Annotated in this window: 21 protein-coding genes, 1 tRNA gene and 1 pseudogene; 10 read left to right on the top strand and 13 right to left on the bottom strand. The window is 75.8% G+C overall.

All coding sequences use genetic code 11. The features are described 5' to 3' along the window. Positions 1 to 298: 298 nt before the first annotated feature. Entirely contained in the window at positions 299 to 775 is a 477-nt protein-coding gene (locus KC207_RS16275) for a GNAT family N-acetyltransferase (RefSeq protein ID WP_211604378.1), read from the bottom strand. A 77-nt stretch (positions 776 to 852) separates the two neighbouring features. Further along, a tRNA-Ala gene (locus tag KC207_RS16270) sits at positions 853 to 928 on the bottom strand. A gap of 140 nt (positions 929 to 1,068) precedes the next feature. Here KC207_RS16270 and KC207_RS16265 point away from each other — a divergent pair. Both KC207_RS16265 and KC207_RS16260 read left to right on the top strand, forming a co-directional pair. Continuing rightward, positions 1,069 to 2,340, top strand: coding sequence for an AI-2E family transporter (locus tag KC207_RS16265; protein WP_211604377.1), 1,272 nt, complete (start codon positions 1,069 to 1,071; stop codon positions 2,338 to 2,340). An 83-nt stretch (positions 2,341 to 2,423) separates the two neighbouring features. Next, complete coding sequence (locus KC207_RS16260) at positions 2,424 to 2,945, top strand: glycine cleavage system transcriptional repressor (RefSeq protein WP_211604376.1); 522 nt, start codon at positions 2,424 to 2,426, stop codon at positions 2,943 to 2,945. Between the two features lie 46 nt (positions 2,946 to 2,991). Here the strand turns inward: KC207_RS16260 and KC207_RS16255 are convergent, their stop codons facing one another. The 6 genes from KC207_RS16255 to KC207_RS16230 are packed head-to-tail and all read right to left on the bottom strand — an operon-like array spanning position 2,992 to position 8,438. Then, positions 2,992 to 4,101, bottom strand: coding sequence for a SepX/GlpR family protein (locus KC207_RS16255; RefSeq protein ID WP_211604375.1), 1,110 nt, complete (start codon positions 4,099 to 4,101; stop codon positions 2,992 to 2,994). A 1-nt stretch (position 4,102) separates the two neighbouring features. Further along, on the bottom strand, positions 4,103 to 4,846 hold the full coding sequence (locus KC207_RS16250) for a GNAT family N-acetyltransferase (protein ID WP_211604374.1): 744 nt from the start codon (positions 4,844 to 4,846) through the stop codon (positions 4,103 to 4,105). Continuing rightward, positions 4,846 to 5,355, bottom strand: coding sequence for a MogA/MoaB family molybdenum cofactor biosynthesis protein (locus KC207_RS16245; protein ID WP_211604373.1), 510 nt, complete (start codon positions 5,353 to 5,355; stop codon positions 4,846 to 4,848). The genes KC207_RS16250 and KC207_RS16245 overlap by 1 nt, the downstream gene beginning before the upstream one ends. Beyond that, positions 5,352 to 5,855 carry a cyclic pyranopterin monophosphate synthase MoaC gene (gene moaC, locus KC207_RS16240; protein WP_211604372.1) on the bottom strand — a complete coding sequence of 168 codons (504 nt, stop codon included), beginning with the start codon at positions 5,853 to 5,855 and terminating at the stop codon, positions 5,352 to 5,354. The genes KC207_RS16245 and moaC overlap by 4 nt, the downstream gene beginning before the upstream one ends. Then, entirely contained in the window at positions 5,836 to 7,056 is a 1,221-nt protein-coding gene (locus KC207_RS16235; protein WP_211604371.1) for a molybdopterin molybdotransferase MoeA, read from the bottom strand. Before KC207_RS16235 ends, moaC begins: the two co-directional genes overlap by 20 nt. Next, complete coding sequence (locus KC207_RS16230; protein WP_211604370.1) at positions 7,056 to 8,438, bottom strand: UTP--glucose-1-phosphate uridylyltransferase; 1,383 nt, start codon at positions 8,436 to 8,438, stop codon at positions 7,056 to 7,058. The genes KC207_RS16235 and KC207_RS16230 overlap by 1 nt, the downstream gene beginning before the upstream one ends. Positions 8,439 to 8,460: 22 nt before the next feature. Between KC207_RS16230 and KC207_RS16225 the strand changes: the two genes are divergently transcribed. Continuing rightward, a complete protein-coding gene (locus KC207_RS16225; protein WP_249138813.1) occupies positions 8,461 to 9,027 on the top strand; it encodes a 5-formyltetrahydrofolate cyclo-ligase in 567 nt (188 codons plus the stop codon). Between the two features lie 32 nt (positions 9,028 to 9,059). Here KC207_RS16225 and KC207_RS16220 read toward each other — a convergent pair whose 3' ends face one another. Further along, positions 9,060 to 11,720, bottom strand: a complete 2,661-nt coding sequence (locus KC207_RS16220; protein WP_211604368.1) for a penicillin acylase family protein — start codon at positions 11,718 to 11,720, stop codon at positions 9,060 to 9,062. Between the two features lie 48 nt (positions 11,721 to 11,768). Here KC207_RS16220 and KC207_RS16215 point away from each other — a divergent pair, with 48 nt between their 5' ends. The 7 genes and pseudogenes from KC207_RS16215 to KC207_RS16190 all read left to right on the top strand — a co-directional run bounded on the left by KC207_RS16215 (position 11,769) and on the right by KC207_RS16190 (position 17,074). Continuing rightward, positions 11,769 to 13,388: a potassium/proton antiporter gene (locus KC207_RS16215; RefSeq protein ID WP_249138812.1), complete on the top strand. Its 1,620-nt coding sequence runs from the start codon at positions 11,769 to 11,771 to the stop codon at positions 13,386 to 13,388. A 111-nt stretch (positions 13,389 to 13,499) separates the two neighbouring features. Beyond that, positions 13,500 to 14,399: an ABC transporter ATP-binding protein gene (locus tag KC207_RS16210; protein ID WP_211604367.1), complete on the top strand. Its 900-nt coding sequence runs from the start codon at positions 13,500 to 13,502 to the stop codon at positions 14,397 to 14,399. After that, positions 14,396 to 15,214 (top strand): ABC transporter permease, encoded by an 819-nt coding sequence (locus KC207_RS16205; protein WP_211604366.1) that lies wholly within the window; start codon positions 14,396 to 14,398, stop codon positions 15,212 to 15,214. Before KC207_RS16210 ends, KC207_RS16205 begins: the two co-directional genes overlap by 4 nt. Positions 15,215 to 15,332: 118 nt before the next feature. After that, positions 15,333 to 15,530, top strand: a pseudogene (locus KC207_RS17110) (FmdB family zinc ribbon protein); the annotation flags it as partial. After that, positions 15,521 to 15,883, top strand: coding sequence for a hypothetical protein (locus tag KC207_RS16200; RefSeq protein ID WP_367616062.1), 363 nt, complete (start codon positions 15,521 to 15,523; stop codon positions 15,881 to 15,883). The pseudogene KC207_RS17110 and the gene KC207_RS16200, both read left to right, overlap by 10 nt. 9 nt (positions 15,884 to 15,892) lie before the next feature. Beyond that, positions 15,893 to 16,549, top strand: a complete 657-nt coding sequence (locus KC207_RS16195) for an SAF domain-containing protein (RefSeq protein WP_211604364.1) — start codon at positions 15,893 to 15,895, stop codon at positions 16,547 to 16,549. A gap of 153 nt (positions 16,550 to 16,702) precedes the next feature. Next, positions 16,703 to 17,074: an MscL family protein gene (locus KC207_RS16190; RefSeq protein WP_211604363.1), complete on the top strand. Its 372-nt coding sequence runs from the start codon at positions 16,703 to 16,705 to the stop codon at positions 17,072 to 17,074. 324 nt (positions 17,075 to 17,398) lie between these two features. Here the strand turns inward: KC207_RS16190 and KC207_RS16185 are convergent, their stop codons facing one another. The 4 genes from KC207_RS16185 to KC207_RS16170 form a co-directional block, all read right to left on the bottom strand. After that, the gene (locus tag KC207_RS16185; RefSeq protein ID WP_211604362.1) at positions 17,399 to 17,650 is read right to left on the bottom strand and encodes a hypothetical protein; all 252 of its coding nucleotides are present in this window, start codon (positions 17,648 to 17,650) and stop codon (positions 17,399 to 17,401) included. After that, a complete protein-coding gene (locus KC207_RS16180) occupies positions 17,643 to 21,404 on the bottom strand; it encodes a PDDEXK-like endonuclease domain-containing protein (RefSeq protein WP_249138811.1) in 3,762 nt (1,253 codons plus the stop codon). The genes KC207_RS16185 and KC207_RS16180 overlap by 8 nt, the downstream gene beginning before the upstream one ends. A 234-nt stretch (positions 21,405 to 21,638) precedes the next feature. Next, positions 21,639 to 22,916, bottom strand: coding sequence for an MFS transporter (locus tag KC207_RS16175; protein ID WP_211604361.1), 1,278 nt, complete (start codon positions 22,914 to 22,916; stop codon positions 21,639 to 21,641). 57 nt (positions 22,917 to 22,973) lie between these two features. Continuing rightward, the gene (locus KC207_RS16170) at positions 22,974 to 23,867 is read right to left on the bottom strand and encodes a hypothetical protein (protein WP_211604360.1); all 894 of its coding nucleotides are present in this window, start codon (positions 23,865 to 23,867) and stop codon (positions 22,974 to 22,976) included. Positions 23,868 to 23,898: the final 31 nt, after the last annotated feature.

The raw sequence follows: 23,898 nt of genomic DNA, 5'->3' as shown, positions 1-23,898 counted from the left end.
TCCCGGACCGCCTGGGCGGCCTGGTCGTCGTCGATGAACCAGGTCCCCAGACCGAGCTTGGGGATCGTGACCCCGTTGGACAGGGTGTAGGTCTCGTCGAGCATCGTGCGGTCTCCTTCGCGGTGGTCCTTCGAGAGGTGCCGGGGCCGTCCGTCGACCCCTTCCGCCCCGTGCAACGAGCCTCCGTCGGGAGGCATGCCCGGTCGAGGGGGCCCTGCCGGAACCCCCCTCGAGACCGTCGTCCGCGTCCCCACCGGCACCGCGCGGTCGGTGCGCCCACGGCGGCTGGTCCGCGCGCTCACCCCCCGGTGACGGGCACGGGGAGGCGGGTCCACATCCGCACGTGCGGGCCGATGTCGGGCTCGTCCCAGGGGTCCCCGACGACGACGAAGCCGGCACGCGCGTACAGGGTCCGGGCCGGGGTGCGGGCGTTGCACCACACGAGCGCGGCACCCCGGCCGGCGAGGTCGACGAGCACGGCGTCGAGGACGAGCCGTCCCAGCCCCTCGCCGCGGCGGGCGGGGTCGGTCGCCATGCCGCGCAGCCGCCACTCCCCGCCAGCGGGGAGTCCCTCGCCCAGCGGCACGGGCGGGGGCTCGGGCGCCGCGAGCACGCACGCCACCGGCTCACCCGCGTCCCCCAGGACGGCGAGCGCGACGGTCTCCGGACCGTCCATCGCCGCGGCGACCTCGGCGAGGGTCTGGTGGGGGCGCAGGACCCGTCGACGCAGCGGCACGGTGAGTGCGGGGTCGACGAGGACGGGTGCGGTGGTCATCACCCCAGCATGGCCGGTGCCCGACCGTCGTACGAGCGAACGGGCCCGGCGACGATGTCGCCGGGCCCGTTCGTCGGTGGTGGAGCTGAGGGGATTCGAACCCCTGACCTTCTCATTGCGAACGAGACGCGCTACCAACTGCGCCACAGCCCCGAGTGCGGACAGAACGTTAGCACCCGGCCGGGGAGCCGACCGAATCCGGCCGGAGCGACGGACGACACCCCGGGCGGACCGCCCCGCCGACCGGCGAGGACCTCGACACGACGTCCCCACCACCCCCTAGAGTCACAGACATGCGCCTCCGCCCGACCCGCTCGCCCCGGCGCACGCGCGCCACGGCCGACCCCGCACCGGCCGACACAACCCTCGCGGTCACCGACGTCCCCACCGCGTGGTCCGTCCCCCGTGGGGTGCGGACCGCGAGCGAGTGGGCGTGGCGGGGCATCGTCATCGCGGCGGCCCTCGTCCTCGTCCTCTACGCCGCGAGCCTGCTGTCCGAGGTCGTCATCCCGGTCATCGTCGCCCTCCTGCTCTCCGCGCTCCTCCACCCCGTCCACGACCGGCTCGCCCGGTTCCTGCCGACCGGGCTGGCCGCGGGCATCACCGTCCTCGGCACGGTGGCGGTCGTCACCGGGCTGCTCAGCTTCGTCGGCTCCCAGCTGACGAGCCAGCTCGGCGACATCACGACGAACGTCACCGACGGCATCGACCAGATCCGCGCCTGGGTGCAGGACACCTTCGGCATCACCGACACCCAGCTCGCCGACTACCTCGACCAGGCGCGGCAGGCCCTGAGCCAGAGCAACCTCGGCGACAGCCTCACCGCCGCCGGGCTCACCGCGGGCCACCTCGTCGCCGGGTTCTTCCTCGCCCTCTTCTCGCTCTTCTTCTTCCTCTACGACGGGCCGCACATCTGGGGCTGGGTCGTCCGGCTCTTCCCGCGGAACGCCCGTGCGACCGCGCACTCCTCCGGCCTCATCGCCTGGGGGCAGCTCGCGGCCTTCACCCGGGCGACGATCTTCGTCGCCGCGGCGGACGCCATCGGGATCGGCGTCGGCGCCGCGATCCTCGGGGTGCCGTTCGCCTCGGGCATCGCCCTCCTCGTCTTCTTCGGCGCGTTCATCCCGATCGTCGGTGCCACGGTCAGCGGAGGCGTCGCGATCCTCCTCGCCCTCGTGGCCCTCGGCCCGGTGCAGGCGCTCATCATGCTCGCCATCGTCATCGGGGTGCAGCAGATGGAGAGCCACCTGCTGCAGCCGCTGCTCATCGGTCGCGCCATGCGCATCCACCCGCTCGCCGTCATCCTCGCCATCGCCGCGGGACTCGTGCTCGCCGGCATCATCGGTGGCCTGATCGCGGTGCCGACCATCGCCGTGCTCAACGCCGTCGGCCACCACCTGCTCGACTCGCCGGGCGGCATCGGGTCCCGGCGGATCCACAAGCCGACGGCCGAGGACGTCCTCGGCCGGGACGTCGCGCGCTCGGCCGCCGTGCAGGCCGCCGACGACTCCCCCGACGCCCCGCTCGTCCCGGACCCCACGCCCGAGCGCGACGGGGGCCGCTGAACCGAGCGCGACGCGGGGCCCCTCCCGCCGCCGGTGCCGGTCGACCCGTGTCGCCGAGCGGCGACGCTCGGTAGCCTGCACGCATGGCAGCCCTCGTGCTCACCGTCATCGGCGACGACCGCACCGGGCTCGTCGCCGCCCTCACCTCGCTCGTCGAGGCCCGCGGCGGCAGCTGGCAGCGCAGCCAGATGACGCGCCTCGCCGGCAAGTTCGCCGGGGTGGCCGAGGTCGACGTGCCCGACGGCGTCGTCGGCGCGCTGCGCGAGGACCTCGACCGACTCGCCGAGGACGGTCTCACCGTCACGGTGACGCCGACCTCCGCGACCCGGACCGGCCCGCGTGAGCTGTGGCGGCTCCGGCTGCTCGGCACCGACCGGCCCGGCATCCTCGCCGAGGTCTCGGCCGCCCTGGCCCGGCACGACGTCGGCATCGAGGAGCTCGACACCGCCCTGCGCGACGCCCCGATGGCGGGCGGCCGGCTGTTCGAGGTCGACGCGCTGCTCACCCTGCCCCGCGGCGGGGACGACGGGGGCACCGCCGTCCGTGCTGAGCTCGAGCGGGTCGCCGACGAGCTCATGGTCGAGCTGTCGCTCGACGACGCCTGACCGGCGTCGAACGGCGACCGGGCGACGCGGACGTCGCGACCCGGGATCAGGCCCCGGCGGCGCGCCGCTCGTCCAGGTCCTCCTCGCGGGCGGGTCGCTCCACGGGCGCGGGGTCCGGGGTCACCGCGGCCGGGGTCACCGCGGCCCGCTCGGCCTTGGCCTTCATCGTGTACGTCGGGCGTGGCACGGGCACCGGGTCCCACGTGAGCGGGATGTCGTCCTCGTCGACGAGGTGGACGTACTCGACGCTCTCCTCCGGCTCCGGACCACCCCCGTCGGCCTCCTCGGGCGTCCCCGCCCCGGTCGGCGCGACGGGATCCGCCGGCGCCGTCGCGACCGTGGGCGCGTCGTCCACGGCGTGGTCGGCGGCAGGGGCGTCGCCCGCAGGTGCCCCGGCGGAGGAGCCCTCGGCGACCGGGGCCTCGGCCGTGGGGGTGGCGGCCGGAGGCACGGATGGAGTCTGCACGGCCGGGCGGGAGGCCGGCGCCGCCGGACGACGGGCGGACGCGGCCGACGCGGTCGTCCGGCGTCGTGCCTGCGCCTGGGCGCGGCGGCGACGGGCGGCCCGCGCGGCCTGCTCGGCGCGCACGGCGGACCGGGCCCACCAGAGGTTGAGCGAGGCGACCCCGAGCGCGGCCACCGGGGCCCACGTCACGACGGACCCGAGACCCGCGAGGACGCCGAGCGTCGCCGTCGTGAGGAGCGAGACGAGCAGGACGAACCCCCGGACCCGTGCGCGGGGACGCGGGGCGGCGGGCACCGGGGGCGTCGAGGGGCGCCGGACCGGGCGGCTCCGGCCGGGCGGGGCCACCTCGGGACGGGCCGCTCCGGGACCGGCCACCTCGGGACCGGCCATGGCCGGACGGGCCGCGACGGGCTCGGGGCGGTGCGCGGGCTCGGCGGTGCTCGCACGCCGGACGGCCACCTGGGGACGCGCGGAGCGGGCCGGGTGCACCGACCACGAGCGGGGCGCCGGGTCGGAGAGGTCGGTCCGCGGGATCGGCGTGCGGCGCTCGAGGACGCGCATCGCCGCACTGAACTGCTCGACCGAGCGCGCGGTGGCGAGGTGGTCCCGACGGCGGATCCAGTACTGGACGAAGTAGGCAGCCCACACCGCGAGCAGGACGAGGAAGATCAGGCTCGACGGGGACTGCACATCACGACGGTAGGGCGCCTCCGCCGCCGGTCGCCGGACCGCGCCCGGTGTGTCGCGCAAGTGACTCGTGTGACGGTTGTTCCTCGGCGACGACACGGTCGAGCCGGGCCCGGAACGACTCCCCCGCGAGGTCCTCGACGGTGAGCGCGAAGGACAGGTGCTCCTGCCAGTCGCCGTCGATGTGCAGGTAGTGCGGACGCGAGCCCTCCGGGCGGAACCCCAGCTTGCGCACGACCGCGAGGCTCGCGGTGTTCTCGGGTCGGATGTTGACCTCGACGCGGTGCAGTCCCACCCGCGAGACGAGGTGGTCGCACAGCAGCGCGACCGCCGTCGGGACGACGAGGCGGCCGGCGGCCCCCCGGCTCACCCAGTACCCGATGGTGCACGAGCGGAAGGACCCGAAGACGACCGTGCCGGCCGTCACCTGGCCGACGATCCGACCCTCCGTCTCGACGACGAGCGGCAGGGACCGGCCCGCCGCACCGCCGACCTCGTACTGCTCGACGAGCTCCGCGAAGGTCCGGTCCGGCGCGTCCGGGTCCGGGGACGTCGCGTCCCACGGCGAGAGCCACTCCGCGTTCGACCGGCGCACGGCCCGGAAGGCGGGGGCGTCGGCCGGGGCGAGGGGGCGCAGGACGAGGTCGAGGCCCGTGGGGGTGCGTCCTCCGAGCCGGACCGGCCAGACCCACTCCGGGGGCGCCGCCGGGGCCTCGCCACGGCGGGGCGGGAGCAGGCGCCGCCACATCAGTGGTCGCCGCCCCGCACCTGGTCGAGCGCGTGCGGCAGGACGTCACCGAGGACCGCGAGCGCGTCCTTGACGCCACCGCTGGACCCCGGGAGGTTGACGACGAGCGTGCGTCCCGCGAGCCCGGCGACGCCGCGCGAGAGCATCGCGGTCGGGACCCCCTTCGCGACGCCGGCGGCACGCAGGGTCTCGGCGATGCCCGGCACCTCGCGGTCCAGGAGCGGGCGGGTCGCCTCGGGTGTGCCGTCGGTCGGGCTGAGCCCGGTGCCGCCGGTCGTGAGGACGAGGTCGGCCTCGGTCGCCACGGCGGCCGCGAGGGCGTCGGCGACGTCGGGCCCGTCGGGGACGACCCTCGCGTCGGGGACCTCGCACCCCCAGCCGCGCAGCGCCTCGACGAGCAGTGCCCCGCCCCGGTCCGGGTAGACCCCCCGGGCGGCCCGCGTCGAGCACGTGACGACGACCGCCGTCCGACCCGTGAGCGGTCGCGAGGGGTCGGCACCGCCCGTCACGACCGGTCCTCCACCCAGTCGCCGGAGCGTCCGCCCGACTTCGCCGTGACCCGCACGTCGGTGATCCGGGCGTGCTTGTCGACGGCCTTGACCATGTCGACGAGGGCGAGCGCGCCGACGGTCACCGCGGTGAGGGCTTCCATCTCGATGCCCGTGCGGTCGGCGGTGCGCACCTCGGCCCGCAGGGACACCCCGTCGTCCGCCACCTCGAGGTCGACGGCCACCGCGTGGACCGCCACCGGGTGCGCGAGCGGCACGAGGTCAGGGGTGCGCTTGACGGCCTGGATCCCGGCGATCCGCGCGACGGCGAGCGCGTCGCCCTTGGGGACCGTGCCGTCCCGCAGCGCGGCGACGGCCGCCGCGGACAGGAGCACCGTCCCGCGGGCCTCGGCCCGACGCACGGTGACCTCCTTGCCGGAGACGTCGACCATGTGCGCCGTGCCGTCGGCACGCACGTGGGTCAGCCCGGAGGGCGCTGGGTCAGCCACGGGTCCGATCATGCCCCAGGAGCGGGACGCAGTGGACGCTCGCGCCGGCCTCGACGTGCTCGGTCCCGGCGGGGACCAGCGCGAGGGCCGTCGCCTCGGCGAGGGCGCCGAGCATGTGCGAGCCCTGCCCGCCGGACCGGCGCACGACGCCGTCCTCCTCGACGACCCGCGTCGCCTCGAGCTTCTCGGGCACCGTGGACCAGCCCTCCCCCGCGACCGCCTCGAAGCCGCCGTCGACCGCGGGGTCGAGCCCGGCCATCGCCCGCAGTGCCGGGAGCACGAAGACGTGGAAGGAGACGAACGAGCTGACCGGGTTGCCGGGGAGGGTGACGACGGCGACCCCCGACCCGGCGACGGTGCCGCAGCCCTGCGGCATCCCGGGCCGCATCGCGACCTTGACGAACTCGACGCCGCCGACCTCGGAGAGCACCTCCTTGACGGTGTCGTAGGCGCCCATCGACACCCCGCCTGTCGTGATGACGAGGTCCGGGTCGCCGTCGGGCGCCTCGAGGAAGGCCCGGACCGCGTCGGCGTCGTCCCGCAGGTGCACCCCCGCCGCGACCTCGGCGCCGGCGGCCTCGACGAGGGCCCGCAGCATGAGGTGGTTGCTGTCGACGATCTGCCCGTGCTCGAGCGAGGAGCCGACCGGCACGAGCTCGTCGCCGGTCGAGACGACGGTGACCCGCGGCCGCCGGTGGACGGTGACCTCGGGCACGTTCGCCGCCGCCGCGAGGGCGACGTGGCCGGGGCCGACCAGGGTCCCGGCCGGCAGGACGACGTCGCCCGCGCGGACGTCCTCCCCCCGACGGCGCACGTGCCGACCGACCTCGGGCTCGAGGGTGAGGGCGGCCCGATCGGCACCGCCGTCGCTGCGCTCGACCGGCACGACGGCGTCGCAGCCGTCCGGCAGCGGGGCGCCGGTCATGATCCGCATCGTGCGTCCGGTCGCGAGGACGTGCCGGGCCGTGTCGCCGGCCGCGACGTCCCCGTCGACGGGCAGGACGACGGGTGCGGACTCGTGCGCGCCCGCGAGGTCGGCGGCCCGCACCGCGTAGCCGTCCATCGCCGAGTTGTCGAAGCCGGGCAGGTCGACGGCGGCGGTCACGTCCGCGGCGAGCACCCTTCCGAGCGCCGCACCGACGGACACCGCCTGCGCGGGTGTCGGCCCGACGAGCGCGAGCACCGCCGCCCGGTGCTCCTCGACGCTGCGCATCAGCCCTCGCCCCCGAGCCGGGTGCCGTCCGGCAGGATGCGTGCCTCGCCCGTGAGGTGGACGTCGCCGACGCACACGACGTCCGCGCCGAAGGTGACGTCTGCCTCGACCCGCAGGCTCGTGCAGTCGCGCATCGAGGGCACGCCGTGCGGGAAGCGCCGCTCGAACCCGTCGAGCAGCTTGTAGGGGGACCCCAGGTCGACGAAGGGCTCGGTGTGCTCCCCCGTCTCCTCGACCCGTCCGTCCTCGGTGACCCGGTACAGGTCGCTGCGCACGAGGAGCAGCTCGTTCGTCGTCTTCACGGGGTGGAACCGCGAACGGTCGACCTCGACGGCGCGGGCCCCGTCGAAGGTCTCGATCGCCGCACCCATCGCCGACTCGACCTGGATGACCGGCGTCGACCCGGGGTCGGTGGGGTCGACGGTCTTGCGGTTGACGATGATCGGCAGGCCGAGGTCGCCGTCCCGCGCGGCGAGCTGGGCCGCGAGCGCCTCGAGGTCGAGCCACAGGTTGTTCGTGTGGAAGAACGGGTGGCGGTCGATGTCCTGGTAGAGCGCCTCCTCCCCCGGTTCGACCATCGCGTTGTCCCGCAGGACGAGGTGGCGGTCGCTGCGCCGCACGACGAGGTGACCGCCCTTGCGGTCGTTGACGGTGCGCCGGCACACCTCCGCCAGGTAGGGCACGCCCTCGTCCGCCATCCACGCCGGGATCGCGCCGTCGCACGTCGCGCCGAGGTTGTCGGCGTTGGAGAGGAACATCCACCGGTAGCCGCGCTCGAGGAGCCGGCCCAGGACACCGGAGGTCTGGAGGGCGACGAAGACGTCCCCGTGCCCCGGCGGGCACCACTCGAGCGAGGGGTCCGCGGGCCACTCGACGGGGGCCAGGGTGTCCGCCCGCAGCTTGGGCTCCTTGTGCTGGAGGAAGTCCAGCGGCAGGCCGTCGACCTCGATGCCGTCATGCCGGGCCAGGATCTCCAGCGACGCCTCACGGGTGCGGAAGGAGTTCATGAGCAGCAGCGGGACGGCCACGTCGTAGCGCTGCCGCAGGGCGAGGACCTGCTCGGCGATGACGTCGAGGAAGGTACGACCGTCGCGCACCTCGAGCGCCGACTTCGGGCCGGTGACGCCCATGCTGGTGCCGAGCCCGCCGTTCAGCTTGAGGACGACGGTGCGGGACAGGGCGTCGCGCACCTCGTCCTCGGTCCGCTCGACGTCCGCGAGGGCCGGGACCTCGGTGAGGGGCTCGACGGTGGCCTCCGGGATGGTGCCGCTGACGTCGGCCGAGAGCTCGGCGTGGAAGGCGGCGAAGACCCGGACGGCGAGGTCCGGGACCCCCTCGGCGCGCATCTTGTCGGTGGCGGCGGTGAGGGCGTCGCTCTGCATGCCGCCAGCCTACGATGCCCGCGTGGAGGCGACCGAGAAGTCCGGGCGGCGGGACCTGCTGCGGGCCGCCCGGCGCGAGCGGGCCGCCCGGCGGGACCGGACGGCCGACGACGCGGCGCTCGCGGCTCGGGTCACCGCCCTCGTGGCCGACCTCGGCCTCGGTGGAGGCGCGGTCGTCCTGTCGTACGAGGCCCTCGTCCGTGAGCCCCCGACGGCGGGTGCGAACGCGGCGCTCGCCGCCGGGGGGCTCGAGGTCCTCCTCCCCGTCACCGAGCCCGACCTCGACCTCGACTGGTGCCCGCTCGCCGCACCGGAGGTCCGGCTCGGTCGTGGCGCCCCGGGGCGGGCGGACCTCGTCCTCGCACCGGGTCTGGCCGTCGACCGGCAGGGAACCCGGATCGGCCAGGGCGGCGGCAGCTACGACCGGGCTCTGACGCGGGTGCGCCCCGGGACGCCGGTCGTCGTCCTGCTCCACCCCGGGGAGCTCGTCGAGGGCGCCGACCTCCCGCGGGAGCCACACGACGTCCCGGTCGACGCCGTCCTCACCGCCGACGGGCTCACCGACCTGCGGGCACCCGACCGACGCTGAGCGTCGGGCGTTGCCCCCGCCCGCCCTGCCGGCTACGGGCCGGAGGGCGCGTCGGGCCGCAGGACGAGGACGTCCGGATCGGTCGCCTCGACGGCCTCGCGGGAGAAGGGCCACGGGCGCTGGACGCCGCTCACCCAGTCCTGCGTCTGGTCGCCCCAGTGGTCGTCGAGGACGTGTCCGCTCACGCCGGTCTGGTCGATCCAGGTCGAGGCGTCGAGGTCGGCGAGGTCGACGACCATCCGCATCGAAGGGGCTGCCGTCACCTCGAAGCCCTCGCTGTTGTCGTAGGCGTTCGCGTTGACGATGGCGGAGCCGCCGGGCAGGTCGAACGGCCCCTCGTTGAAGAGCGCCCGGACCGGCGCCGGCACGTCCTCGCCGCCGAGCACCGGGTGCTCCAGCGTCGCGCGGTGCAGCTTGCCCCAGTCCCAGGACTCGGGGTCCTTGCCGAGCTCGCGGGTCAGCTCGAGGCGCGCCTCGACGAGCGCCTGCCGCAGGATCTCGTCGCGGCCCTCGACGACGTTCGGGGTGAGCGCGTTGTCCCACCACAGCGACTCCGGGTCGGCGAGGAGGTTCTGCACCGCGGCCCGCCAGCGCGCCCCGCCGTCGGCCCGCAGGTCCGGGGGCAGCTCATCGTCGAAGAGCAGCTCGGTGAGCTTGCTCCACACCGCGTTGTAGTACGCCGCCGCCGCGGAGGCCTCGGAGTCGGCGGCGGGCGTCGTGCGGTCCCACGCCCGCAGCAGGGTGCGCGCCTCCTCGGTGAACCGGAGCAGCTCCTGCTGCTGCGGCTCGTCCTCGGGGGCCTCGAGCGGCACGCCGAGCAGCGCCGGGACGAGCACCTGCGCGAAGAGGTCCTGGTCGTCGAGCTGGATCGAGCGCATGTCGTCCGGGGTCACGACGTCGAGCTCCTCGACCCGCTGGAGGATCCGGGTGGAGCGCCAGCCGGCCGCCCATTCCGTCGTGAGGAAGGGTCGCCGGCCGTCGACGACCGCCTGGTTGGCCGCGACGACGAGGCCGTCCTCGGGGTCCAGGACCGAGGGGAGGTCGGTGAACTCGACGAACCCCTGCCAGTCGTAGCGGGCGTCCCACCCGGGCGCGGGCCAGAAGCCGGGCGGGGCGTTCGGGATCGCCGAGCGGCGCACCGGCACCTGGCCCGGGGCCTGGTAGCCGATGTGGCCCTCGGTGTCGGCGTAGACGAGGTTCTGCGCGGGAACGGCGAATGCCCGTGCGGCCTCCCGGAACTCGTCCCAGTCGCCCGCGAGGTTGAACCCGAGGATGGCGTCGGCCGTGCGCCCGGGCAGCAGCCCGGTCCACGCCAGCGACACGGCGTAGTCCTGTGCGCCGCTTGGTGGGTTCTCGACCGGGGCCCGGTCGCCGGCCTCGCTCACCGCGGGGAGGACGTCGGACATCACCGGTCCGTGGCCGGTCGAGCGCACGGTGATCGTCTGGTCGGCACCGCCCGCCACCGAGATCGTCTCCTCGCGGGTCTCGAACTCCTGCCACTGCCCCTCGTAGCGGTAGGTGTCGCCGCGGACCCGCTCGAGGAAGAAGTCGGTGACGTCGGGGTTGAGGTTGGTGAAGCCCCAGGCGATGTCGGCGTTGTGCCCGATGATGACGCCGGGCACCCCCGCGAAGGAGAAGCCGGAGACCTCCAGGGGGCAGTCGGTGCCCGGCGTGCGGCAGTGCAGCCCGTTCTGGATCCACACCCCCGGCTGCGAGGTCGACAGGTGCGGGTCGTTCGCGAGGAGCGGCATCCCGGTGCTCGTGCGCTCACCCGCGACGACCCACGAGTTGGACCCGACGCCCTCCCCGCGGCCGACGAGCTCGGGGACGGCGTCGAGCGCCTGGCGCACCGCGGCGTAGGCCGCCCCCGCTCCGGCCCCCGTCGTCTCCCGGACGACGGCGCCGCCGGCCGCACGCGGCGGCACGGCCCCGTCCTCGCGCAGCGCCGTCGGCGTGGCGGCGCCCCCGGGGGCCCGGCCGGGCCGCCACTCGTCGGCGGACAGGATCGGCGGGCGCAGGTTCGCCTCGTAGCGCGGGTAGATCTCGGCGATCTGCTCCGGGCTCACCCGGCCGGACAGCTGGGCGCGGGCGAGCTCGTCGGCGTAGTCGCCGCGCAGGTCCCACGCCATCGCCTTGAGCCAGGCGAGGCTGTCGACGGGGGTCCACTCCTCGATGTCCCGCAGCGGCAGGTCGAGCCCGAGGACCGTGTACTCGGCGGAGACCTCACCGGGGCTGCGGCCGCGCAGGTACCGGTTGACGCCGTCGGCGTAGCCCTGGAGCATCCGCCGGGTCTGCGGCTCGAGGGTCGGCAGCTCCTCCTCGGCGACCCGGCGCCAGCCCATCGTGCGGATGACCTTGTCGGTCTCGAGGCCCGCGGCGCCGACGAGCTCGGAGAGCCGGCCGGCCGTGATGTGACGGCGCAGGTCCATCTGGAAGAAGCGTTCCTGGGCGTGCACGTAGCCCTGGGCACGGGCCAGGTCGGTGATGCTGTCGCCGTAGATGTGCGGCACCCCGGAGTCGTCGCGCAGGACCTCGACCTCGCCGTCCAGACCGGGCAGGCTCGCCTCGCCCGAGTGGGTCGGGAGGGAGTCCCGGACGGCCGACACGACGACGACGCTCGCGACCACCGCGACGACGACCACGACGGCGAGCAGTCCCAGCAGGAGGCGGCGGGCGACGACGAGGCGGGGCACCCTGCGAGACTAGGACACCACCACCGACGACACGAGGACGGTCCCGTCGTGACACCGACCCGGGCGCTGACGTCCGCGGCCGGCGACGCGGTCGACGCGTTCACCCCCGAGGACCTCACCGTCGCGCTCCTGCTCGGCAGCCTCGTCCTCGTCGTCGCCGTCGTCGCCGTGCGCCTGTCGCTGCGCTCGGGACTGCCCTCGCTGCTCATCTACCTCGGGCTCGGCCTGGCGCTCGGGGAGTCCGGTCTCGGCATCCGCTACGACTCCGAGCAGCTGACCCAGTCGCTCGGGTACGCGGCGCTCGTCCTCATCCTCGTCGAGGGCGGGATCACGACCCGGTGGTCCGGCATCCGCGCCTCCGTCGCCCCGGCGGCGGTCCTCGCGACGGTCGGCGTCGCCGTGAGCGTCGGAGTCGTCGGGGTCGTCGCCCACCTCGTCCTCGGCTGGTCCTGGGAGGTCTCCCTGCTCATCGGGGCCGTCGTCGCCTCCACCGACGCGGCGGCGGTGTTCTCGGTGCTGCGCCGGGTCCCCCTTCCCCGGCGGGTCTCCGGGATGCTCGAGGCGGAGTCCGGCTTCAACGACGCCCCCGTCGTCCTCCTCGTCACGGCGCTCGCCGCCCAGCTGGCGCCGGGCCAGGAGGCAGAGCCGTGGTGGCGGCTGCTCGGGACGGCCGGCCTCGAGCTCGCCGGTGGGACCGTGGTCGGGCTGCTCGTCGGCTGGGTCGGCGCCCGGGTGCTGCGGGTCGTCGCGACGACCTCGTCGGCCCTGTTCGCCATCGGCGTGCTGTCGGTCGCCGTGCTCGCCTACGCCGCGGCCGACTCGGTCCACACCTCGGGGTTCATCGCCTGCTACCTCGCGGCGCTGCTGCTGGGGAACCTCGACCTGCCGCACCGGCCGTCGGTCGTCGGCTTCGCCACCGCCGTCGGGTGGCTGGCCCAGATCGGCCTCTTCGTCCTCCTCGGCCTCCTCGCCTCCCCCAGCGGCTTCGCCGACCAGGTCGTCCCCGCGCTCGTCGTCGGTGCCGTCGTCCTGCTGCTCGCCCGGCCGCTGTCGGTCGTCGTGTCCTGCACCCCGTTCCGGATCGGCTGGCGGGTGCAGGCATTCCTGTCCTGGGCCGGGCTACGGGGCGCGGTCCCGGTCGTCCTCGCGACGGTCCCGGTCACCGCCGGCACGCCGGGGGTGTCGTGGATGTTCGACCTCGTCTTCGTCCTCGTCGTCGTCTTCACGCTCATCCAGGCCCCCACCTTGCCGTGGGTGGCCCGCCGGCTGGGGCTCGACGCCGCCCACCACCAGGTCGACCTCGCCGTCGACGCGACGCCGCTCAGCGACCTCGGCGCCGACCTGCTCGAGATCGACGTCGGCCCGCAGTCCCGGATCGGCGGCGTGCGGGTCTTCGAGCTGCGCCTGCCTCCGGGCGCGAACGTCGCCCTCGTCGTCCGCGACGGGGGGTCCTTCGTCCCCCGCGACCTCGACGTGCTGCGGCACGGTGACCAGCTGCTCGTCGTCGCCCCTGCCGGGGTCCGGCGGCAGGTGGAGCGCCGCTTCCACCTCGTGAGCCGCGGCGGCCGCCTCGCGGAGTGGGCGGGCGGACCGGACCCCGACCGTCGCCGGGCCCGGCCGCCCGGCCGTCCCGCCGTCCGGCGGCACGACCCCGACGCCCCTGACTGACCGACCCCGACCGACCCCCAGCGACCCCTGGACGCCGTCGGGGTCGGGTCGGGGTCGGCTGGGGCCCGACCCTCATGGCGGGGCCGACGCGCGGACGGGAGGCTCGTCCGCATGATCTCCTTCGACCACGTCACGAAGCGCTACGGCGGCTTCACCGCGCTGGACGGCGTCTCCTTCGAGGCCCGTCCCGGACGCGTCACCGGGTTCCTCGGACCCAACGGCGCCGGCAAGTCGACCGCGATGCGCGTCGCGGCCGGCCTCACCCCCGCGACGTCCGGCCGGGCCACCGTGCTCGGCCGGCCCTACGGGACCCTGCCCAACCCCGGCCGCCACGTCGGGATGCTCCTCGACGCCTCCGCCCAGCACGCCGGACGCACCGGGCGCGAGGTCCTCACCCTCGGGGCGATCCTCACCGGGGTCGACCGACGCCGGGTCGAGGAGACCCTGGACCTCGTCGGCCTCACGGAGAAGGAGGCGGGGCGCCGGGTGCGCAACTACTCCCTGGGGATGCGCCAGCGGCTCGGCATCGCGCACGCGCTCCTCGCCGACCCGGAGGTCCTCGTCCTCGACGAGCCGGCCAACGGGCTCGACCCGGCCGGGATCCGGTGGATGCGCGACCTGCTGCGCGGGTACGCCGCACGGGGTGGGACGGTGCTGCTCAGCTCGCACCTGCTGAACGAGATCGAGCGCGTCGCGGACGACATCGTCGTCATCGGGCACGGACGGATCGTCGCCGGTGGGACGACCCGTGAGCTGCTCGCCGGGTCCGGGACGACGGTCCGCTCGGCCGACGACGCCCGGCTGCGGTCGGCGCTCGGGACGGCCGGGCTGTCGGCCAGCCCGCTCGCGGCGGGTGGGCTGCTCGTCGACGCGACCCCCGAGGTCGTCGGCGCCGTCGCGCTCGAGGCGGCGGTCGTCCTGCGTGAGCTGCGCAGCGGGGACGGACGCGGGCTCGAGGAGATGTTCTTCGACCTCACGGCCGACGCGGCGCGCGAGGAGGTGGCGGCATGACGACGACGACCGACGCACCGACGACGGCGGCGCCGGGCGGCGTGCGCCTCCCGGCCCCGATCGAGGGCGAGCGGCCGACCCGCGGCGTGCCGTTCACGCGGCTGCTGCGGGTGGAGCTGCGGAAGATGTTCGACACCCGGGCCGGGCGCTGGCTCGTCATCGGGATCGGGGTCGTCGTCGCCGGGGCCCTCGGGATCCTCCTCGTCCGCGACGGCGGAGACCGCCCCTTCGAGGAGTACCTCCAGGCGACGACCATGCCGATGGCCGTGCTGCTGCCGGTCGTCGGGATCCTCGCGGTGACGAGCGAGTGGTCGCAGCGCACCGCGCTCGCGACGTTCACCCTCGAGCCGCGCCGGGCCCGGGTCGCCTGGGCCAAGACGCTCGCGGCGCTCGTCGTCGCCGCGGGGGCGGTGCTCTGCGCCTTCGGGCTCGCCGCGCTCGCGCACGCCGCGGCCATCGGGCTGCGCGGCGCCACGGGCGACTGGGAGATCGGGTCGACCGTCCTGCTCGGGGCGGCCGGCTACGTGCTGCTCTTCCTGCTCCAGGGCGTCGCCTTCGGGATGCTCCTGCGCAACACCCCGGCGGCCGTCGTCGCGTTCTTCGTCCTGCCGACGGCGTGGAGCATCCTCGGGACGCTCGTGAGCCAGGTGCGGACCGCCTCGGAGTGGCTCGACCTCAACCGGACGATGGAGCCGCTCTTCGTCGGGTCGATCAGCGGTGAGCAGTGGGCGCAGCTGGGGACGTCGGTCGCCGCGTGGGTCGTCCTGCCGCTCGCGGTCGGGATGTGGCTGACGAGCCGGGTCGAGGTGAAGTAGCCCGTCCCGCTGGGCCTGCCGGCGGCGTCCCCGCGGGCTTCCGACACCCCCGGCGTCCTGCCACCCACCCTGCAGGACTCGTCGTGATCGCGACGAGTCCTGCAGGGTAGGTCGCGATGTGGGGGTGCCCGCGGGTCTCGCCTATCCTGGTCGCCGAGCGCGCCGCGGCGAGACCCCCACCACCGGGGTCCGGCGGCGCCGACGCCCAGCGAGGAGGACCCCCGTGCCGACGTACGCCTACGCGTGCACCGCGTGCGACCACCGTTTCGAGGCCGTGCAGTCGTTCAGCGACGACTCGCTCACCGAGTGCCCGGAGTGCGGCGGACGGCTGCGCAAGCTGTTCAACGCCGTCGGCATCGTGTTCAAGGGCGGCGGCTTCTACCGCAACGACTCGCGGGCCGGGTCCGGGTCGTCCTCGGGGTCCGGCTCGTCCGACGCCTCGGGTTCCTCGTCCTCGTCGGACACGTCCTCGTCGAGCACGTCCGGTTCTGGCGGGTCCTCGGGTTCTGGCGGGTCCTCGGGTTCTGGCGGGTCCTCGGGCTCGGGCGGGTCCTCGGGCTCGAACGGCACCTCGACCGCGGGCGCCTCGTCGCCCACAGGCGGGTCCGGCGGCGGCTCGTCGTCCACATCCTCGTCCTGACCGTCGCCGGGGTATCGCCCCGCTCCTAGCGTCGGGGCATGTCCCCACCGCGCCCCTTCCCCGGCCTCACCGGCCCCGGCCGCGCCGCCCGCTGGCGTCGCTCGGTGCTGCGGCGGCTGCTCTCGGCCGTCTGCGCCGCCGGAGCCGTCGCCGGGGTCGTCCACGCCGTCCGTCCCCCACCCCCGCCGCTCTCCCCCGTCCTCGTCGCGGCCCGGGACGTCCCGGCCGGCTCGGTGCTCGACGCCGGCCACCTCACGGTCGTCGACGTCCCGGACCCCGCGCGCCAGCCCGGGGCGCTGAGCGTCCTCGCCGACGCCGTGGGACGCCGGGTCGGGAGCGCCCTGGCGTCCGGCGAGGCGCTCACGAGCACCCGGCTCGTCCCCCGCACCGCGTCCGACGGCCTGGCGTCCGGACACGTCGCCGTGCACGTCCACCTCGTCGACCCCGGATCGGTCGACCTGCTGACCTCCGGGGCGCGCGTCCTCGTCTACCCGGCCGAGGGTGGCGAGCCGCTCGCCGACGACGCCACCGTGCTCGCCGTCGACCCCCCGGTGCCCGTCGGGCCGCTCGGCGGGGAGCAACGTGCCCGGGGGGTCGTCCTCGAGGTGGCGGACGCGTCCGCCCGCGCGGTCCTCGCCGGCCACGGGTCCCTGTCGGGCGGACCGGTCGTGGCCGTCGTCGTCACGGCGACCTGAGGGAGGGTCCGACCGGGCCCTGACCGGCGCCGGCCCCGCGCCACGCGTCGGCCGCTCCGTGTCCCACCGTCGCGTACCGGGGTGCCGGACCCCCGCCCTGGCCCTAGGATCTCGCCGACCACACCGTGCGCCACCCGGGAAGGACCCACCGTCATGCAGGGTTTCAAAGCGTTCATCATGCGGGGCAACCTCGTCGAGCTCGCCGTCGCGTTCATCATCGGCGCGGCCTTCGCGACCGTCGTCTCCGCGTTCACCGCGATCATCGTCGAGGCCCTCGCGAAGGCCGGCGGTGCCCCGAACTTCGACGAGTGGCAGCCCGGCGGCTTCACGTCGGTCGGCCCGTTCCTCACTGCGCTCGTCGCGTTCCTCCTCATGGCCTTCATCGTCTACTTCTTCGTCGTCCGGCCCTACGAGGTCGCGAAGGCCCGCATGTTCCCGGCCGAGCCGGTCACCGAGACCATCGACCCGAACACCGAGCTGCTCCGGGAGATCCGCGACGAGCTGCGGACGGGCCGCGGCGTCTGACGACCCCCCCGGCCCACGGCGGGGCGGTGACCACGACCGTGGGCACCGCCCCGTCGCCGTGCTCGTCGCGCGCACCCGCCCCGTCGAGCTGATCGGCGTCGCTCGCAGCGGCTCCTCGTCCAGGTCGCCCGCGTCGCGGTGTGCACCCGCCTCCTCACGCGTCCGGCGCGGGGAAAGGGGTGTCCGGCGAGATGCTCCGGAACCGGAGGACATGCTCCGGTTCCGGAGCGTTCCGCGCCCACAGCTGCTCCCCGCCGCTCAGGCGACGCGCAGGTTCACCTCAGGAGCAGTCCCACAGACGCTTCGTCCCGCCCGGGGCCGAGGTCACTCCCAGTGCGGCGGGCGCTGCTCGCGCAGCCAGCGGTCGTGAGGGGTGTCCGCGGCGGACGGGCCGTCGCGGGGTTCGCGCACGTCCGGGGCGTCGTCGGCCCCCGGGTTGGTCGCCGGCCGGTGCGCCCGCCGGCTCCCCCGGCGCCGCCGTGGGCCACGGGAGGTGCCGGCCTCCGCCGCGCCGGCGTCCGACCCATCGGCGCGCACACCGTCGTCGTCGGGCGCCCTCTCGGGCAGGTCAGTCATCGACGCTCTGACGCACGCCCGCCGCGGCGAGGACCCGGGAGACGTCCCGGGCCGGGTCCCGGAAGACGTCCGTCGACCACACCCGCAGGTGGGTCCACCCACGGCGCTGCAGCTGCTCGGCGCGCAACCGGTCCCGGTCCCGTCGCGAGGCCGACCTGGCGTAGTCGGGACCGTCGGTCTCGACGGCGACGAGCAGGCGGCCGGGTCGGGCCGGGTCCTCGACGGCCAGGCCCACCGGCGTCGCCGACGTGCCGACGTCCTCGTGCACCGTCAGCCCGTGCTCGCGCAGCCGGTGGGCGAGCTCGGCGAGGACGACGGACCGGCCCTCGCCGGGCGGGGCGGACGGCAGGCCGGCGGACCCACCGTGGGTCTCGACGTGCTCGAGGAGCTCGCGCAGCATCCGCGACCCCCGGGTGCGCAGACGGGCGGGGTCGAGGTCGTCGGCGGTGATCGTCGACACGACGGTGAGCGTGCGCCGGGCCCGGGTGAGGGCCACCCCGAGGCGGCGGTGCCCGGCCTCCGTCGCGAGCGGGCCGAACCGGTGCAGGACGCGGCCGTGGGGGGTCTTGCCGAAGCCGACGGTCACGATGACGTCGTCCCACTCCTCGCCCTGGACCTCGTCGGTGTCGCGCACCGTGATCCCCCCGGCGCGCGTGGGGTCGAAGAGGGCAGCGGTCGCGTCGTCGACGGTGTCTACGGCCCGGCGCAGCGCCTCCTCGACCCGGCGACGGTGGCCCGGCGAGAGCGCGACGACGAGGAGGGAGCGGGAGCGGCGGGTGTGCGCGTGCTCGAGGACGAGGTCGACGACCCGGTCGACCTCGGCGGTCGTGGACTCGACGGCGCCCTCCCCCTCGGCGACGACACCGTGCCCGTCGACGGGGACGTGCCGCACGACGGGGTCGGTCGTGGTCCCGGGGAAGGTGACGAGCCCGCCGTCGTAGAGCGCCTCGTCCGGGAAGGCCACGAGCCGCTCGTCGAGCGCCCGGTAGTGCCAGGTGAGCCGACGGGTCGGCAGGGCGTCGTCGAGCGCGTCGAGGACCGACGTCGCCTCCTCGTCCTCCGGGGCGTCGGCCCCGGCGGACGCGACGAAGGGGGCCGGGGGCAGCTGGAGCGGGTCGCCCACGAGGACGACCTGCCGCCCGCGGGTCAGCGCGGCGACCGCCTCCGCGGGGGCGACGAGGGAGGACTCCTCGACGACGACGACGTCGAAGGTGCGCCCCGGTGGCAGCACCGAGGGGACGCTGAGCGGGCTCGTCATCCAGCACGGCCGGAGGGCGGTGACGAGGTCCGGGGCCTGCGCGACGACCTCGGGAAGTGGGTCGGGGCGGCGGGTGCGACCGGCCTGGGCGCGCAGGGCGGCCTCCTGGTCCGGGGCGTCGCGGCGCACCCGCTCGATCCTCGCGGCCACCGCGCGACGGGTCCGGGCCGCGTTGTCCCCGAGGGCGGCCCGGTCGGCCTCCCGGACGGTCGTCACCGCCGCGGTGAGCGCCGGGCCGTCGTGGGCGAGGACGCGGTGGTCGTGCTCGAAGATCTCGTCCGCGATCGAGCACCACCACACCCAGTGCAGCTCGTCGGAGACCGACCCCGCGGGGACCTCACGGCGCCGGAGGTCCGCGACGAGGTCCCCGAGACCGAGGGCCTCGAGCCGGTCGAGCCCGGCGCGCAGCTGGGGCGCCGGGGTCAGCCGGTCGGTCGCCGCGTGGAGGCGGCGCATCCGGGCGGCGAGGGTCACGAGGTCGCACTCGACGAGGTCGGCCTCACCCGGGTGGTCCGGGAGCCGGGAGTCCAGCCAGACGAGGTCCTCGAGCAGGGTGTCGTACGCCTCCTGGGCCCGGTCGAGCTCGACGGGGATCTCCGGGCGGCCGCCGGAGCCGGCGAGCTCGCGCCAGGCGTGCCGTTGGGCGTCGGCCTCGACGACGGCGGCGTGCAGGTCGGCGGGTGGGCGACCCGGTCGCAGCAGGGCGCGGGCCTGACGGCGGACCCGCCACCGGTCCGCGACCCCGAGGTCGCTGCCGGTCTCCTTGCGGACCGAGCGCGACGCCGTCGCCTCCACGAGGTCACCGAGCGGGATGTCGAAGACCTCGGGCCGGAACGTCTCGAGGGTGTCCCGGACCCGCCCCACCGTCGAGAGCACCCGGTGCCAGTCGCGCACCGTCGGCGACGCGGGCAGGTGGATGCCCCGGAAGACGTCGCCGAGGGTCGCGCGGGCGTCGTCGACCCCACCCTCGGCGAGACGGCGCACGCGCTCGGCGGCCTCCTGCGCCTCGGCGCCCGAGGTGATGCGGGCGCCGAACCAGGGGTCCCCCCCGCCGCCGTCGTCCCACGCCGCGAGCCGGGCGACCCGGCCGAGCACCTCGGCCGCGTCGGCGAGGGTCACGCGGTCGAGCCTGGCGAGGGGCGCCCCGTCGACGCGCACCCGGGACCGGGGCGCCGCGGGGAGGCGGGCGTGCCGGCAGATCTGCTCCTGCACCTCGTGCAGGCTGGTGCCCCAGGGGTCGCGGCGGCCGTGCAGGGCGGCGACGTGCGCGTCGAGCAGTGCCCCCGCCTCGGCACGGTCCGTGCGGCTGTCCGGGTCCGGGGCGGCGTCGGGCCCGCCCCTGCCGCCGTCGCGGCGACGACCCCGCGCCGGGGGTGGCGCCGCCGGCGCGGCCCGGTCGAGACCCTCGGCGAGCGTGCGTACCGCGGCCCGGCGCCCGTGGCCCCCGTCGGCGAGGTCGAGCACGAGGTCGTCGAGCCCCACGCCCGCGAGGCCGTCGCGCACGGCGTCGAGCGAGGCACGCTTGGGCGAGACGAGCAGGACGCTCTTGCCGTCGCCCGCCAGCGCCGCGACGAGGTTCGTCACCGTCCGCGAGGCCCCGGTTCCCGGCGGGGTGCGCAGGTGCAGGTGGGACCCGGCGCGCACGGCCTCGACCGCCTCGCGCTGGGCGGCGTCGGCCTTGAGGACGAGGACGTCGCGCTCGGGGTCGTCGGCAAGTGCCGACACGTCGGCGCCGATGCTCACGGCCGGCAGCGCGTCGGGGTGCCCGGCCATCGCGGCGACGACCGGGTCGTCCGCGAGCGCGTCGGCGGGGGCGAGGTCGGCGACGAGCGGGGCCTTGTAGTAGGGGAACGTCGACAGCACGACCCGGGGGACCACCGACAGGTCGGGGACCCCCCGGCAGGCGGTCGCCAGCGCGGCGTACGCGGGGTAGGGGTCGACCCCGCCGGCCGCGGTCGCGAGGGACTCCAGCCGGGCGGTGTCGAGGTCGACCCCGTGCTCCGTCGCGAGGTAGCGCACGAGGGCCGGGTTCACCTCGAGGTCCTCGCCCGGCTCGAGCGTCCAGTCCCTGAGCCGGGCGTCCCGCGGGACGAGGCGGCAGGCCCGCAGGAAGACCGGGGCCTCGGCGCGGCGGGGGGCGACCTTCCCGTTCGGCAGCACGACCTTCCACGTCGCCGTGCCGATCCCCAGGAAGCAGGTGCGGATCGCGTGCTCGCGCTCGAGGCGGGTCGCCGTCGCGTGGATCCGCTCGGCCCGGTGCCGGGCGTCCTCGAGGGCGTGCGGCTCGCGGACGAGGTCGGAGAGGACCTGGGGTGCGCCGGTGACGAGCGCGTTGCGAGCGCCGAGATGCGCGTTCGTGAGGTCGATCGTGCCGACCGGCAGGTCCCGGTACCAGAGGAGGGTGTTGGGGCCGCCGAGCTCGACGAGGTGGGTGGTCCACGCGTGCCGGGCGAGGCGCACCTGCTCGACGCGCTGCTCGTCGGGCGTGGGGGCCACGCTCAGGTGTCCTCCGCGTCGGGGCTCGCCAGCGTCGCGCGAGGCACCGTCGCGCGGCGGTGTCTCGCGCGCGGGGCCGCTCGCGTTCACCCGCGCAGGCTAGCAACGGGGACCGCGTCGGTCGGGGAGGTCGGGCACGGCTCGCCGGGCCAGGGCGGCCCGGGGGTCCGGCACCGGTCGATCGGTGCGGCCCGGTCGACCGGTGCCGGGCCGCGCCGGTCGGCGCCCCCCCGGTCAGGCCGGGGAGACCTCGCCGCGACGTGCCGAGCGGGTCGTGAGCGCCGCGCCCCCGATGGAGGCGGCGACGACGAGTGCGGCGAGGGCGAGGACCCGGAAGCTCAGCTGGTCGACGACGACCCCGGCGAGAGCCCCTCCGCCTCCGGCCGCGAGACCCATGAGCACGTCCGAGGCCCCCTGGACCCCGGGCCGCTCGGAGACCGGGAGAGCCGCCGTGAGCAGGGTCGAGCCGGAGACGAGGGTGCACGACCAGCCGAGACCGAGGAGGAACAGGCCGGCGAGCAGGGTCCAGGACTCCCCCGTCGGTGAGACGGACGCCAGCAACGTCGCCGACCCGAGCACGACCGCCCCGGCGCCTGCGACGGCCCGGCCGCCGAAGCGGTCGACGGCCATCCCGGTGAGGGGTGAGAAGGCGAACATCCCGAGGACGTGGATGCTGATGACGAACCCGATGACGGTGAGGTCGGCGTGCCCGTGCCGCATGTGCAGCGGGGTCATCACCATGACCGAGACCATGACGGCGTGGCCGAGGGCGAGGGTGAGGATGCCGAGACGGGCGACCGGTGAGGCGAACGCCACCCGCAGGCCGCGCAGGACAGAGCCGTGGGTCGGCTCGTCCGGCTCGCCGTCGTCGAGCCGGCGCCGGCGGGCCTCGAGGAGCGGGTCGGGGCGCAGCCGGACCAGCAGGACGGTGATCGCGACGAGGAGGGCGAGCACCGAGAAGACGAACGGACCCGTGAGCGGCGGGAGGCCGAGGGCCCGGGCCACCGGGGCGCTCGGTCCGACGAGGTTGGGCCCGAGGACGCTGCCGATCGTCGTCGCCCACACGACGATGCTGAGGTCGCGGGCGCGGCGCTCCGGCGCCGCGAGGTCCGCTGCGGCGAACCGGCTCTGGCTGTTCGCGGCGGTGGCCCCACCGAAGACGAGGCTCGCTGTGAGGAGCAGGGCGAAGCTGCCGACGACGCCCGCGGTGATGAGCCCCACGGCGCCGAGCGCGGCCAGGCCGTAGCCGAGCACGAGGCCGGGCCTGCGCCCGCGGGCCGCCATGACCCGGGCCATCGGGACGGCGACGACCGCGGCGCCGAGGACCTGGAAGGTGCCGCCGAGCCCGGCGTAGCGCGCCGACCCGGACACCTGCTCGGCCAGCAGGGACCCGACGGCGATCCCGGAGGACAGGCCGACGCCCCCGAGGATCTGCGAGGAGACGAGCGTGCGGACGGTCCGCCGCTGGGCCGCCGCGCGCTCGGCGACGAACGGGGCGGGCGGCGCGGTCACGGCGTCAGTATGCCCACGGCGGGCGCTCGGGCGCGCCGGCGTTCCGCAGCCGTCGGGTCAGGCGTGCTCGGCCTCCTCGGCCTGCTGCTCGTCGACCCGCTTCTTGATCGAGCGCATGCCGGGGAGCTTGGCGAGCATGAGGTTGAGCTCGCGGCTGGTGTCGAGCAGGTCGTGGATGTCGGGGCCGACCGAGTCGAGGGTCGCGAGGACGGGCAGGACGTCGTCCTGGAGCCGCTCGGCGAGGAGCGGCAGGGTGTCGACGAGCTGGACGAGGGCGTCGACCTCGCGCGGGTCGGTCGTCTCGGCGAGCCGCTCCAGGGTGGGCTGGAGGGTGACGAGCGAGGGGTGCAGACGGTCGGTGAGGTCGGCGATCCGGCCGACGACGGGCTCGACCCGCTCGACCGTCGACGTCGTCCGCGTGACGAGCCCTTCAGCGGTGTCGACCGTCGTCGCGGTGCGGGCGAGGAGCCCCTCCGCGGCGTCGACCGTCGTCGCGGTCCGCGTGAGGACCCCCTCGGCGGCCTCGACCGTCGCGACGGTGCGCCCGACGACGGGCTCGGCCGCGCCGACGGTGGCCTCGGCGCGGGCGAGCACCCGCTCGCCGGTGTCGACGGCGTCGCCGGCCCGCGCGACGACCGGCTCGACGGCCTCGACCGTGACGACCGCCCGGGCCAGGACCTGCTCGGTGCGTTCGAGGGTGACGATGGCGCGCTGCAGCACCTCGTCGGCGTCGTCGACGGTGGTCCGGGTGCGGCGGACGACCTCGTCGGCCCGTTTGCGGGTGCCCTCGATCCGGGTGACGAGACGGGCGGCGTCGGTGAGCAGCTCCTCGGCCTGGCCGACCATCCGCAGGACCCGGGGCAGCGCGTCGAGGAGGGAGTCGACCGCGTCACCGGTCCGCGACACGGCGTCGACGACGTCGCCCGGACCGGGCAGGGAGGGCAGGCGCATCTCCTCAACCTACCGGCGCGCGATGGTCCTC

The sequence above is a fragment of the Phycicoccus avicenniae genome (assembly GCF_018139485.1).
GTDB lineage: Bacteria > Actinomycetota > Actinomycetes > Actinomycetales > Dermatophilaceae > Phycicoccus > Phycicoccus avicenniae.
The sequence above is the reverse complement of the archived record's forward strand: the minus strand, read 5'-3'. Positions and strand labels throughout refer to the sequence as shown.

What these genes read in the sequence shown, in the direction of transcription:
- KC207_RS16275 (WP_211604378.1), bottom strand. Translation starts at nt 775, where the DNA reads ATGACCACCGCACCCGTCCTCGTCGACCCCGCACTCACCGTGCCGCTG.
- KC207_RS16265 (WP_211604377.1), top strand. Translation starts at nt 1,069, where the DNA reads ATGCGCCTCCGCCCGACCCGCTCGCCCCGGCGCACGCGCGCCACGGCC.
- KC207_RS16260 (WP_211604376.1), top strand. Translation starts at nt 2,424, where the DNA reads ATGGCAGCCCTCGTGCTCACCGTCATCGGCGACGACCGCACCGGGCTC.
- KC207_RS16250 (WP_211604374.1), bottom strand. Translation starts at nt 4,846, where the DNA reads ATGTGGCGGCGCCTGCTCCCGCCCCGCCGTGGCGAGGCCCCGGCGGCG.
- moaC (WP_211604372.1), bottom strand. Translation starts at nt 5,855, where the DNA reads ATGATCGGACCCGTGGCTGACCCAGCGCCCTCCGGGCTGACCCACGTG.
- KC207_RS16235 (WP_211604371.1), bottom strand. Translation starts at nt 7,056, where the DNA reads ATGCGCAGCGTCGAGGAGCACCGGGCGGCGGTGCTCGCGCTCGTCGGG.
- KC207_RS16230 (WP_211604370.1), bottom strand. Translation starts at nt 8,438, where the DNA reads ATGCAGAGCGACGCCCTCACCGCCGCCACCGACAAGATGCGCGCCGAG.
- KC207_RS16210 (WP_211604367.1), top strand. Translation starts at nt 13,500, where the DNA reads ATGATCTCCTTCGACCACGTCACGAAGCGCTACGGCGGCTTCACCGCG.
- KC207_RS16205 (WP_211604366.1), top strand. Translation starts at nt 14,396, where the DNA reads ATGACGACGACGACCGACGCACCGACGACGGCGGCGCCGGGCGGCGTG.
- KC207_RS16195 (WP_211604364.1), top strand. Translation starts at nt 15,893, where the DNA reads ATGTCCCCACCGCGCCCCTTCCCCGGCCTCACCGGCCCCGGCCGCGCC.
- KC207_RS16190 (WP_211604363.1), top strand. Translation starts at nt 16,703, where the DNA reads ATGCAGGGTTTCAAAGCGTTCATCATGCGGGGCAACCTCGTCGAGCTC.
- KC207_RS16185 (WP_211604362.1), bottom strand. Translation starts at nt 17,650, where the DNA reads ATGACTGACCTGCCCGAGAGGGCGCCCGACGACGACGGTGTGCGCGCC.
- KC207_RS16170 (WP_211604360.1), bottom strand. Translation starts at nt 23,867, where the DNA reads ATGCGCCTGCCCTCCCTGCCCGGTCCGGGCGACGTCGTCGACGCCGTG.